Raw genomic sequence first — 12,657 nt, 5'->3', positions numbered from 1 at the left:
AATCAGGCAACCTCTAATTTAATTCCCCTCGATACAGAAAGTGCCAGCCCCATCTCAGCCAGCAAAATCGATATGGATGTTCCTCCATAACTGATAAACGGCAGTGATACTCCCGTATTCGGTATTGTATTTGTTACAACCGCAATATTAAGCAGTACCTGAATGGACAAATGTGCCATAATACCAACTACGATCAATGCGCCATACAGATCGGATGCATTGTTTGCAATGATCATCAGACGCCAGATAATAAGCAGATACAAAAGTATCAGACAGACTGCACCAAAAAGTCCAAGTTCTTCACAGATAACCGAAAAGATCATATCATTTTGTGCCTCCGGGATAAATCCCAGTTTCTGCATACTCTCTCCTAACCCTTTTCCGAAAAGGCCTCCCGAACCGATCGCATATAATCCCTGCAGCGTCTGATACCCTTTTTCATAATCCTCAGGGTGCAGCCAGATCATAACACGTTCCGCACGGTAAGACGCCAGCAGAATAAACAGAGCACCAAAAAGGCATACTCCTATTCCCATTAAAATAAACTGTAAATATTTCGGACTCGCAACAAATAACATACAGACAGCAATTCCAAGGATAATGATTGCCGTACTTAAGTTATTATACGCAACCACTGCCAAAACCGGTGAAATCAAAAGCATGATCTTAAGCAGACTCATAATTTCCCCAATGCGTTTAGGCGTTTTATAGATGATCGTCGCAAGGAAAATGATAACCGCAATTTTTGCGATCTCAGATGGCTGGAACTGGATCGGTCCGATCCTGAGCCATCTCGACTGTCCCTTTGCACTTGTTCCGACAAAAATAACCGCTGTACAAAGTACCAGCGCCACAAAATACGCAAGCGTTGAAAGCTGCATCCAGAACTTATATGGGATTCTTGAAATAAAAAGCATTGCCACTATTCCAAGTGCACTTGCATACATTTGTCTTTTTACATAATATGCTGCATCGTTAAATCTTGTTGAGCCATAGTAGGAACTGGTACTATATAACATAATCAGTCCGAAACATAACAAAAATATAATCAGAAATAACAGGCTGTAATCAAAATACCGGATCGATTTTTGTCTTTTTTCATTTTTCCGTCTTCTTGCCATAATTTTTCCTCATTTACACAAAACCTGTCTGATCAAGCCCCACAACCGTTTTATTCCGGCAGTTCCATGACATATTGCCGGAACAGTTCTCCCCGCTGTGTATAATCCTTAAAATCTCCCCAGCTCGCACATGCCGGTGAAAGCAATACTGCTTCCCCGGGCTTTGCCAGCCTATAACAGATATTTACCGCTTCATTTAATGTATCACAGCATACAATATTCTCAAAACCATGTTTCCTTGCGCAGACTGCGATCTTATCTTTTGTCTGTCCGATCAGTAATAGACATTTTACTTTCCCATCAAAGCTCTCAATCCACGCATCAAATTCAAGATTTTTATCATAACCGCCGCCGATCAGCAGTGTCTTACGATTCATTGAACCGATCCCGCGGATTGCCGCATCCGGATTTGTCGCCTTAGAATCGTTATAGTACAAAACACCATGCAGATCTCTCACAAACTCAATGCGGTGTTTTACACCCCAAAACTCTTTTAGTACACGCTGCACAACATCTATCGGTGCTCCCATACAAAGTGCAGTGCCGGAAGCCGCCATAACATTTTCATAATTATGTATGCCCAGAAGTTTTAATTCACCGACATCAATCAGGCGCTGCCGTTCTGTTTCTTTTCCAGCGATCCAGATCGTATTTTCCTGCAGATAAATTCCCTCTTCCAATGGTCTTTTACTGCTGAAAAACAAAACGTTTACTTTTAATGTTTCGGCAAATTTCCGAAGTATTTCATCCTCATAGTTGAGCACACAGGTATCTTCCTTTGTCTGACACTTTGTAATGCCCTCCTTTGCACGGATATACGCCTCCATCGTGTGATGTCTGTCAAGATGATCCGGCGTAATATTTAAAATTGCAGAAACAGACGGATGAAATGTTTCCATCGTTTCTAACTGGAAACTACTGATCTCTGTCACTGTGACGGTCTGCTCTGTGGTTTTCTCCACAATTGAAGTATAAGGAATACCAATATTTCCAGCCACAAAGACTTCCGGATAACATTTTTTTAAGATTTCTCCCACCAGTGTTGTCGTTGTTGTCTTACCATTTGTACCCGTGATCGCTGCAACGCGCCCTTTTTCAAACCGGTACGCAAGTTCCGCTTCTCCTACGACCGGCACTCCCGCAGCCTGTAATTTTAATATCGCCGGCGTATCAAGCGGTATTCCGGGACTTACCACTGCAAGTTCCATCGCCTGTACTGCCGCATCCGGCAGTTCTCCAATCCACAACGGGCAATCCGAAAATACAGGATATGTTTTTTCCCATGCACTGCGGTCGAATTTTTCATTTCCGTCAAACAGGCAGACCATACAGCCCATTTTCTTTAGTAACGCTCCGGCAGCAATCCCGCTTTTTCCAAGTCCTGCCACCAATACCTGTTTTCCTGTCAGATCCATGCATTACTCCATTCCATATATCTAATTCATGACAATAGAATGTTCGCGGAGCGTGCATTCTATTGTTTTCAGTCATAGACTTCTATCCACGGGTAAACCTGCAGCCACAGACTGCATGCCGTCTTTTACATCGCCAGTAAAGCAATCAGGCATAAGATTGCTGTCGTGATTGAAAATACCGCAACGACCCTTGTCTCTGACCATCCGCCAAGTTCAAAATGGTGATGGATCGGAGCCATACGGAAAATACGTTTTCCGCCTGTTTTCTTAAAATAAGTGACCTGAATGATAACAGACAGAACCTCCACGAGGTAAATCAGTCCAACGATCAGTATAAAAAGCGGCATCTGCATCATATATGCTGTCGACACTACAAAGCCACCCAGTGCCAGAGATCCGGTATCTCCCATAAAAACGCTTGCCGGATATACATTAAATAGTAAAAATCCAAGCAGTGCACCCACAACCGCACAGGTGATCGGCGCAATCCCTGCATTTGTTCCGATCGCTACAACGGAAAAGAAAGTCGCAACCATGATCGTAACACTCGATGCCAATCCATCCAGTCCGTCGGTAAAGTTTGTTCCGTTTACAGTGCCGACCACTGCAAAAAAGAGGACCGGGATTGCCAGCCATCCAAGGTCTAAATACTTTCCTCCGGAGAACGGAATCAGCATGGTAAGCGCCACACCGGAATATTTGACCATATATACAGCAAATACACCTGTGACAATGATCTGAAGAATCATCTTCTGCCACGCAAGCAGTCCGTCAGAGCGGCGCAATACTACTTTTAAATAATCATCCAAAAATCCGATCACACCAAATCCGACTGTCATAAAGAGGATCGGAATAATCTTCGGATAATCTTTTACATAAAACAGGGATGTTATGATGATACTTGCAAGAATCATAATTCCCCCCATCGTCGGTGTTCCATTTTTCTTTAAATGAGATTCAAGTTCTTTTCGTTCGGTCTGGCCTACCTTTAGTTTTCTCAGAAACGGAATCACTACAGGGCCTAACAGTGCACTGATCGCAAATGCGATAATTACTGGTATTACAATTTCATATGTCATATTATTTACACCTCATGTACTTTTTTAACAACACAATAGTATACGTCATTTTTCATCATTTCGCAAGATACGGTAAAATGTTTTCCATAATTTCTTTGGCAACAGGTGCCGCGATCTGACCACCATAATAAGTTCCTTTCGGATCGTTGATCACAACAAGCACCAGTACTTTCGGATCATCCGCCGGGGCAAACCCGAGAAACGACGAGATATATTTATGGTCACTTCTCGGAAGTGTCTGTGACGTAGCAGTTTTTCCACCGATGGAAAACCCTTCTATTTTTGCATTTTTTCCACTGCCATCGGAGACAACCCTCTCCAAAAGATATCGCATCGTTTCCGATGTTTCTTTTGTGCAGATATCATTTTTCGTCTCATACCGCAGCGTTTCCACTTCTTTTCCTCCTTCCCCGGTGATCTTTACTCCAAAATGCGGTGTGATACGGTGTCCTCCATTGATAATAGAAGAAACCGTGGTCACAAGCTGCATCGGTGTAATCTGAAATGACTGCCCAAACGATATAGTCGCAAGTTCTACCGGACCGACATTTTCTTTTTTATGCATGATCGTTGCAGCTTCGCCGGGCAGATCCACATTTGTTTTCGAGAGCAGTCCAAACTGGCTGAAATATTTATAAAAATTTTCAACTCCAAGTCTTTCCCCAAGCTCAATAAAAACAGGATTGCATGAGTTCATAATCCCCGTTTCAAATGTTTCCGCTCCATGCCCGGTTGTTTTTGCACACCGGATACGCCGATCCTCCACCAGCTTATATCCGGGACAGTAGAAATTATCTGTCAGTTTCACAACACCCTGTTCTAAAGCTGCTGCCGCTGTGATGATTTTAAATGTTGAACCTGGTTCATAAGTATCGCTGATACACTGGTTTCTCCACATCTGATTTAAAAGATCCTGTTTCTTCTCTGCCGGGACATTTACCTCTTCCGTCAGTGTAAACGGATCATTCAGATGAAATTCGGGATAATTTACCATCGCAAAAATTTCTCCATTTGACGGGTTCATCACAATCACAGACACATACTTTGCATCCTTTTTGATATAGGTTTTCTCAGCCGCCTGCTCACAATATAACTGGATGTTATAATCCATGGAGATGTTAAGGTCGTATCCATTGACCGGCTCAAGCCGCGTCTCACCGGCATTTTCAATCTCAATTCCCCGCGCATCGGTAAGCGTGAGTATTTTCCCGTTCGTTCCCTGAAGATAGGAATCATATTTTACTTCAAGTCCGACGATCCCCTGATTATCACCACCTGTAAATCCTAATACTTTCGATGCAAGTGTATCATACGGATAATATCTCTTATAATCTTCATCGACTTTGATCCCTGCAAGTTTGTATGCCCGTATCTTATCCCCTGTCTCTTTGGGCACGTTCGTCTTTACACGTTCGATGGAGCTTACCTTTCCCACTCTTTTTCGCACCGCCTCCTCCGACAGTCCAAGTTCTTTTACCAATGCTTTTACGACTGCCTCCTCATCTTCAATCTGGCTGTGTATAACCGATATGGTGCAGACTGATTTGTTCGTGGCAAGCACCATTCCGTTTGCATCTAAAATTTTTCCTCTTGCCGCCTTAATATCACGTTCCCTCTCATGGAGGTTCTGTGCTTTCTGTCCATAATATTCCGAACAGAACACCATAAGATACACCAGCCTCCCCATCAAAAATAAAAGTGCCAGGAACACGGCTGTAAACATCACCATGATTTTTTTACGATGAAATGTCTTACTTCTATAGAAAGGAAGTTCCTGCTGCATATACAAAAACCTCACAAAAGTTTTCATAGCATTTTATTCTTACTTTTGTGAGGTTATGTGTTTTGTTTTATACTTTTCCCTACTGCTGTCCTTCATCTGATCCCGGATCAATATCTTCGGCAGGCTGTTCCCCGGTATTTTCCGGCAGTTCATCCGTCGTATCCGGCACATCCAGACTCTCCTCGGCAGTAGAATTCGCAACATCCGCTGCCGTCACATCACCGACATCTCCTTCATCTTCCCCCTTGATTCCCCAGCCTTCATGAATACCGGTAGTATCTTCATCCCGGTATATATTCATATAAGGAAGAACTTCCTCTAAGATCTCTCTTACAATATTCTGTGCATAAGTACTGTGGAACTGTTCTGCGACATTCGGTTCATCCACAACACAGTAAATGACAAGCTGCGGATCCTCGACCGGCGCAAATCCAATAAATGAAACCAGATAGTTCACCCCGTCACGTCCCGCTTTCTGCGCAGTACCTGTTTTTCCTCCCATGGAATATCCATCCACTTTTGCAGTTACCGCAGTACCGCCTGTAACCGTAGAATACATATACTGTTTTAAAGCATCGCTCGTTGACTTCGATACCGTTTCCCTCAGAAGAGTCGGCGTCACTTCGCTGATCGTGTTTCCACTTTCATCTGTGATCCGTTTTACCACATGCGGCTGATAAAGGCTTCCCCCATTGACCAGGGAACAATACGCCGTTGCAAGCTGTATCATCGTCGTATTAAAATTCTGTCCAAACGCATTCGTTGCAAGATCGACCGGTCCCATATTATCCGCCGTATAGATCAAAGAGTCTGTTCGCGCTTCTCCCGGAAGGTCAATTCCTGTCCGCTGCCCAAATCCGAAGATCTGCTGATATTTTGTAAAAATATCACTTCCCAGACGGTAGGATATCTGCATCATCGCATCATTGCAGGAATTCATAAGCGTCTGTTCAAGCGTTTCCATTCCGTGTCCACTTCTGTTTACACAGTGAATATCATGTCCTCCCACATGCTCATATCCATCACAGTAAAAACTGTCTCCTGTTGAAACTTTTCCCGTTTCAAGTCCGGCTGCTACTGTAAACGGTTTTGCAGTAGATCCGGGCTCATAGGTATATGTGGTGCAGAAATTCTGCCAGAGCTGGTTTAACGCATCCATCTGTGCATCTTCATCCATCGCATCAATCTCCTCCTGCGTATAATACGCCGAAAGATCCCTCGGATTACTCAGATCATAATTGGGATAATTTGCCATGGCAAGAACATCCCCGTTATTCGGGTTCATGATCAACACACCAACATGACTCGCTCCCGGCTCATCCTCGCGGAAATTTCCGGTATAGGCCTCGTTAAAATCCGCAATTTTCTGTTCCACTACAGACTGGATATGAGAATCGATCGTAGATACCACCGTGTTACCGTTTTTTGCGGCCTTGATGGTTTTTTCAAAGTTATTATCTGTGTTTAAATACCCGTATTCCCTGCCATCCACACCGTTTAATGTCTCGTTGTAATACTGTTCGAGACCGTTCACTCCAACGTTACCGGAAGCCGTAAATCCTACAATAGAACTTCCCAGCGCACCATAAGGATACTCTCTCTGGTATTCTTTTTCAAACCAGACACCCTTGATGTCAGGATTCACCTTTTTTCCTTTTTCATCAACAGCCTCCTGCATCTCAACAAACGGCTGTATTTCCTCATAGGAAGCTTTTTTCTTCAATACAATATAGCGGCTGTCTTTCTGATCTTTTGCATAGCCATACAGTGTATTGCTGTCTAAGTCCTCAAAACAACTTGCAAGTGCCTGAATGGTAGGCTCAATATACTCATCTTTGCTTGTCATGACGGAACAGTCTAAAATGACATTATAAACGGCGATACTGGTTGCAAGTACCGTGCCCTTGCTGTCCACAATATCGCCTCTCTGATACGGAATGGTCTGACTGTCATATTCCTGCTGTGATAAAACAATTTTCTCATATTTATCACCACTGGTATATTCAATATACATAAGTCTTCCAATCAGGCCTGTCAGCAAAACTGCGATCGCACTGAACATAACGATCAGTTTTTTCTGCATGCGTTTTGGAAATTTCAACCATGGTTTTCTTCTTTTCTTTGCTGCCATCCTTACCCCTGCATTTCTTATGTCAGTATCTCTCTGCTATTTCTGCGGTATCTCACTGTACTGATTCATAAAATCATCATTGTCAACAGTATAATAGATAATCTGGGATTCTTTTGCGTATGACATTCCAAGCTCATTGAGTGCCTTTTCTCTGACACTGTCAAGATCTACAGACATACGGATTCTCTTATATGCCTCATCATTGTCCGCCTTTAAATCAGCGATCTGGCTTTCTAAGCTGCTGATCGTATTCATTCTTGCCGTCATATCAGACTGTATTTTTATGTAAGTACCTGCAAACACGCCAAACACTGTCACTGCCATTGTAAGGAATACCACATACCTCTTGCTCATCCGAAGCTGGCGTTCCTGATTTCTTCTTACCTGGCGTTTTCTTCTGCGCAGCTGTTCTTCCCGTTCTCTCTCTTCTCTTTCCCGTCTTTCTCTTCGGTAATCAGGCACTGCTTCCATGCGGCGCACTGTATTGCCATCCACATAGTAATTTCTTTCGGAAGCTCTCCTCTCTGTCTGATTCTTCATGTTAATTCCTCCCTGCTTTATCTTCTCTCAAACACCCGAAGTTTCGCACTCTTTGATCTCGAATTTTCTTCCAGTTCCTTCTCCGATGGAAGGATCGGTTTTCTTGTAATCACTTTTCCTTTTGACACTTTTCCACAAACACACACCGGGAAATCACTCGGGCAGGTACATGGATTCTCATTTCTCTTGAAATTAGATTTTACGATCCGGTCTTCTAATGAATGGAATGTGATAATACAGATTCTTCCACCCGGATTCAACAGATCGATCATCTCGTCTAAGTGATCACTGAGCACTTCAAGCTCATGGTTTAACTCGATGCGGATCGCCTGAAATGTACGCTTTGCCGGATGGCCCCCGGTCACCTGTACTTTCATTGGAATGGCTGCGCGTATAATATCTGTCAATTCTCCCGCTGTCTCGATCGTTTTCTTCTGTCGTTCTTTTACGATATGTTTTGCAATATTTTTTGCAAATTTATCTTCCCCGTAATCACGGATAATACGGTATAAGTCCATTTCACTGTAGCCATTGACGATATCTTTCGCTGTCTGGCTCTGTCTGTCATCCATACGCATATCAAGCGGTGCATCCGGTTCACGGTAGGTGAATCCACGTTCCGGTGTATCCAACTGAAAAGAAGAAACACCAAGATCAAGCACTATGCCATCTACCCCGTTCACTCCGATCGCATGCAGTTCTTCTTTCATATTGGCATAATTGCTGCGGATCAGTGTAGCTTTGTTTCCAAACTCTGCAAGGCGTTCGCCTGCCGCCTGAATCGCATCTGCATCCTGATCGATTCCGATCAGTCTTCCATTCTCTCCCAGACGCTTTAATATCTGGTAAGAATGTCCGCCACCGCCTAAGGTTCCGTCCACATAGATTCCATCCGGTCTGATATTTAAATTTTCAATTGTTTCATTCAATAATACAGAATAATGATGAAATTCCACTGCCCTCACCTCTAAATGCTAAATCCCAACTCTGCCATATGTTCTGCGATGCCATCCATCTCATCCTCGTCATAGGTATTTTCTAACCATCTGCCTTTATCCCAAATCTCCACACGGCTCAACACGCCGACTAAGACGACATCTTTTTGTAAATCAGCATACTCTCTTAAAACCGGAGGAAGTAAAATTCTTCCCTGCTTGTCCAGTTCTAATGCCGCTGCTCCTGCGAAGAAAAAACGTGAAAACTTTCTGGCGTCCTTAGAGGTCATGGAAATCCCCCGGAACTTTTCCTCGATGTTGTGCCATTCTTCTTTCGTATACACAAACAGGCATCCATCCAATCCCTTTGTCACTACAAATTCATCGCCAAGCTGTTCTCTGAACTTTGCAGGGATAATCAGTCTGCCTTTTGGATCCACTGTGTGATTGTATTCTCCCATGAACATAACACAAACACCTGCCTTTCAGTGGAACTAAAATCCGAAAGATCTGATCTTCCACCAAACAGGATCTCATCTACCACTTCACACCATTTTGTACCACTTTCCTCCACATTTATATACATCTTAAACCACTCTTAAGAAAAAATCAAGAATTTCCTTGATTTTCCAACGGCTTTTTGCGGTAATGTTACTAATTTGTTGCACAAAAAAAGAACGGTAGTACCTTTGTCCTATCGTTCTTAAAATAATATTTTTCCTGTTCGCCTGTCTGTCAGCTCATCTGTACCTGCTGTTTTCTCTCTAAGTATTCTTCGATCAGTTTATCCAGTTCCGTACTCTTTCGATAGTATTCCTCGAATTCATCGTTCTGTAAAAATGATTCATTGAGTTCTGACCGGACAGACTCAATTTCTCTTTGAATTTCTTCGATTCTGTTCATATGAATCCTCCTTGACTGCCAAGATTCCTATGCCACTTTCATCGCGTTGCTGGCGTTTTATAGTACTTATGATACTGTTTTCGTTGATATTTACATATTACTCCTAAATCATGCAAAAATCAATCAAAACAGCATGCCACTTCTCACCATTTTTCGACACCAGATGCCATGTTTTCCCTTATTATGAGTGTTTCAGACGGTGATTTTCGCTCTTTCTCGCAAGAACTTCTATCATTCCCTCAATTGCCCTGCGATTTACCTCAACAATATGCGTGATATCATCTGCGACATCATGTTTTCGTTCAATATAATCATCATGCGCTTTCTGGATATAATCGCAGAGTGCTTTCGCATCCACAAAATGTCCGCCGGAAATATGCTGCCTCTCAGCCTCTCCGCTTTTGATATAGGATCTCAAATCGCGTTTCAGTCTTTCCTCATAGGAGCAGTGATCCTTAAATCCTCCCGGATATATTTTGTTGTGTGGAAATGTAAAATAATCTGCCAGATAATGACTGACCTGTCCTAAATCTCTATAGTATTTTCTGTTCTTTTTATTCATGACCTTCTGCCCTTCCGACAGCCGGGCAATATGTTTTTTTACATAAGGAAAGGTTCCATTGATCTCATGTCTTTTGTAAATAAAAGAAGGCTTGATATCCGGAAGAACGCTTCCGATATAAAATGAAAACCTGTGTTTTTTTAACTCTTTGTCATCCAGACTGTTTACGATATATCTTGCAAGCGAAATATGAGATTTTTTTCTCATTCTAAAAGCCTCCCATTCTTATGCATTCCTGACACTCAGAAATGTATTCTATGACTTATTTTCTATTCGCATTATAAGTCTCATCTAACCAAAATACAAGTTAAGATTACCTGAATTTTTTCTGTGCATTCTATGTCAGATTTCTAAAGATTCCGCTATAAGAAAAACCGGAGACTTCTATACAAAATCTCCGGTTTTACCGTCCTTGTTACCGCTGGCGCAAAAACTTCTTAGCCGCAGCAGAAACTTGCGCATTCCGTTTCTCTGCAGTTGCAGGCATTACCACCCGCGATACCGATATGGTCTGCGCTGCATTTCTCTTCCTTATTAAAAACACAGTTCGCAGCACAACATGCCACTTCAATATTTTTCGGTGCATCTCCCGTTACGTTTTTTGCGCATCGGTCCCCACGTTCCGCAAAACTTCCGCAGCAGGTATCTTCACTTTCTTTTGCGTCTTCTCCTTCCACCTTGATATTACCTTTGTGGCAGCAGTTTGCCTCGTTGTACATACAGCCTGTTACCGAACAATCCAGAATTGTCATTTTTTCTCCTTTTCTCCCTCATGAAAAAGGGGACAGTCCTTCGTATTTTTATCATTTCTTCCGTAATGATCTGACTGTCTTGTATTATTCTCTCTCCCTTTGTCTGATTTATGCTTTGAAACAGCGTTTACAGGTTTTCTTTTTATGACAATATCTGGTTTTTATGACAATTTTTATTCTGTATCCTCGTCATCCCAGTCCCAGTCATCTTCTCCATTGTTGGTAATATAAGTCGTACCGTTACCACAGCCATATTTTGCATTTTTGCGCGGTGAGATCAGCATCCCGATGATCACGCCGGAAAGCGCTGCGATCGCAACGATCAAAGTTCCATCCAGTTTTGTGACAGAAACAGTTTCCGTCATATCCGCAAAAAATTCTTTTATTTTTTTCATAATGATAATTTCTCCTTTCAGATACATAAAAATCCCTGTGTTCTGATATCATTCAAAACACCGGGATTTTGTTTTACTTATTTATTCATGCAGCAGTATTTATATTTTTTACCGGATCCACATGGGCATGGATCGTTACGTCCGATTTTCTTTCCGACAATAACAGTTCCGGACTTCTTCTGCTCTAAGTACAGTCTTCTCTTTGTTTCGCCATCGAAGATCTCATTCCACTGTGGAAGCTCATACAGCCAGTCAGCCTTAGCATCTACCATGTTTTTGTATAATTTTTCTTTGTCAAATGCAAGACTTACTTTTGTATCCTCCTCCATGGTATCGATTGGATTCGGCTCTACTAAGCTGTCATTGATTCCATCCAGAAAACCTGTCATCTCCATGACGCTCAGATTATATTTATCAGCAAGCTCTTTTACCGTTCCCTCGACCTTCTCATCCGGGTTCGTAAGAAGCTTCTCATATACGCCTTTTTCCAAAAGGAAATATCTCTGCCAGAATCTCTGTAATTCCCCTCTGTCTGTTTTCTCATTATAGGCAATTTTCTGCCACTGTTCTAATAATGCCATAGTCTGTTTCCTCGTTTTCTATGTGAATTGTGGTTGCATTTAACATGCATATATTATTATAGCAAATATCTGCTGTTTTTGCAATTCATTAATTCACGATGCAGGGATTTCGCTTTTAACTTTTTTATCTATGCATTTTTATAAATAATCCAGTTATCAGCATTCCATCTGCGGTTACCCTTCGTTCCTGGTCAATACGCGCAAAATTCCCCCTGCTTTTTCCCTATATATTTCTTCTGCTGATTTTCTATCCGCCTATCGTTCCTTCCCGGAATACCCGGTTACGTTTTATGATATCAATCATTTCTTCATGTATGCTGCGTATTTCATCCGGGTTTATTCTGGAGAGAAGGTCGCGGACTGCATCAACTTTTGGAATCCTTCCACTGATACAGTTTTTCAGTCTTTTCGACATGCTTTCAGGGGCTTTTATTTTTTAAAGTGAAATCTCTGTTCACGA

15 protein-coding genes are annotated in these 12,657 nt (G+C 42.3%); all 15 read right to left on the bottom strand.

All coding sequences use genetic code 11. The features are described 5' to 3' along the window. Positions 1-2 precede the first annotated feature (2 nt). A complete protein-coding gene (locus RIL182_RS08420) occupies positions 3-1,121 on the bottom strand; it encodes an FtsW/RodA/SpoVE family cell cycle protein (protein ID WP_006856126.1) in 1,119 nt (372 codons plus the stop codon). A 50-nt stretch (positions 1,122-1,171) separates the two neighbouring features. Beyond that, positions 1,172-2,536 (bottom strand): UDP-N-acetylmuramoyl-L-alanine--D-glutamate ligase, encoded by a 1,365-nt coding sequence (gene murD, locus RIL182_RS08415; protein ID WP_006856127.1) that lies wholly within the window; start codon positions 2,534-2,536, stop codon positions 1,172-1,174. A 125-nt stretch (positions 2,537-2,661) separates the two neighbouring features. After that, on the bottom strand, positions 2,662-3,615 hold the full coding sequence (mraY, locus tag RIL182_RS08410) for a phospho-N-acetylmuramoyl-pentapeptide-transferase (RefSeq protein ID WP_006856128.1): 954 nt from the start codon (positions 3,613-3,615) through the stop codon (positions 2,662-2,664). A 55-nt stretch (positions 3,616-3,670) separates the two neighbouring features. Continuing rightward, a complete protein-coding gene (locus RIL182_RS08405; protein ID WP_242655493.1) occupies positions 3,671-5,398 on the bottom strand; it encodes a peptidoglycan D,D-transpeptidase FtsI family protein in 1,728 nt (575 codons plus the stop codon). 79 nt (positions 5,399-5,477) lie between these two features. Further along, positions 5,478-7,529: a peptidoglycan D,D-transpeptidase FtsI family protein gene (locus RIL182_RS08400; protein WP_006856130.1), complete on the bottom strand. Its 2,052-nt coding sequence runs from the start codon at positions 7,527-7,529 to the stop codon at positions 5,478-5,480. 36 nt (positions 7,530-7,565) lie between these two features. Next, positions 7,566-8,069 carry a hypothetical protein gene (locus tag RIL182_RS08395; RefSeq protein ID WP_006856131.1) on the bottom strand — a complete coding sequence of 168 codons (504 nt, stop codon included), beginning with the start codon at positions 8,067-8,069 and terminating at the stop codon, positions 7,566-7,568. 17 nt (positions 8,070-8,086) lie between these two features. Further along, the gene (rsmH, locus tag RIL182_RS08390; RefSeq protein ID WP_022112887.1) at positions 8,087-9,025 is read right to left on the bottom strand and encodes a 16S rRNA (cytosine(1402)-N(4))-methyltransferase RsmH; all 939 of its coding nucleotides are present in this window, start codon (positions 9,023-9,025) and stop codon (positions 8,087-8,089) included. 11 nt (positions 9,026-9,036) lie between these two features. Continuing rightward, positions 9,037-9,471, bottom strand: coding sequence for a division/cell wall cluster transcriptional repressor MraZ (gene mraZ / locus RIL182_RS08385; protein WP_006856133.1), 435 nt, complete (start codon positions 9,469-9,471; stop codon positions 9,037-9,039). Further along, positions 9,423-9,590, bottom strand: a complete 168-nt coding sequence (locus RIL182_RS21210) for a hypothetical protein (RefSeq protein WP_006856134.1) — start codon at positions 9,588-9,590, stop codon at positions 9,423-9,425. Before RIL182_RS21210 ends, mraZ begins: the two co-directional genes overlap by 49 nt. Before the next feature lie 149 nt (positions 9,591-9,739). Further along, positions 9,740-9,907, bottom strand: a complete 168-nt coding sequence (locus RIL182_RS08380) for a Spo0E family sporulation regulatory protein-aspartic acid phosphatase (protein WP_006856135.1) — start codon at positions 9,905-9,907, stop codon at positions 9,740-9,742. A 181-nt stretch (positions 9,908-10,088) separates the two neighbouring features. Next, positions 10,089-10,676, bottom strand: a complete 588-nt coding sequence (locus RIL182_RS08375; protein ID WP_006856136.1) for a zinc dependent phospholipase C family protein — start codon at positions 10,674-10,676, stop codon at positions 10,089-10,091. A 230-nt stretch (positions 10,677-10,906) separates the two neighbouring features. Beyond that, entirely contained in the window at positions 10,907-11,221 is a 315-nt protein-coding gene (locus tag RIL182_RS08370; RefSeq protein WP_015560702.1) for a DUF1540 domain-containing protein, read from the bottom strand. 173 nt (positions 11,222-11,394) lie between these two features. Then, a complete protein-coding gene (locus tag RIL182_RS08365; protein ID WP_015560703.1) occupies positions 11,395-11,616 on the bottom strand; it encodes a hypothetical protein in 222 nt (73 codons plus the stop codon). A 77-nt stretch (positions 11,617-11,693) separates the two neighbouring features. After that, the gene (locus RIL182_RS08360) at positions 11,694-12,197 is read right to left on the bottom strand and encodes an SEC-C metal-binding domain-containing protein (protein ID WP_006856140.1); all 504 of its coding nucleotides are present in this window, start codon (positions 12,195-12,197) and stop codon (positions 11,694-11,696) included. A gap of 247 nt (positions 12,198-12,444) precedes the next feature. Next, positions 12,445-12,612, bottom strand: coding sequence for a hypothetical protein (locus RIL182_RS21205; RefSeq protein ID WP_006856141.1), 168 nt, complete (start codon positions 12,610-12,612; stop codon positions 12,445-12,447). Between the last annotated feature and the right edge of the window lie 45 nt (positions 12,613-12,657).

This window comes from Roseburia intestinalis L1-82 (genome assembly GCF_900537995.1).
Classification (GTDB): domain Bacteria; phylum Bacillota; class Clostridia; order Lachnospirales; family Lachnospiraceae; genus Roseburia; species Roseburia intestinalis.
Note: the sequence above shows the minus strand (reverse complement) of the source record. Positions and strands in the feature narration are given on the sequence as shown.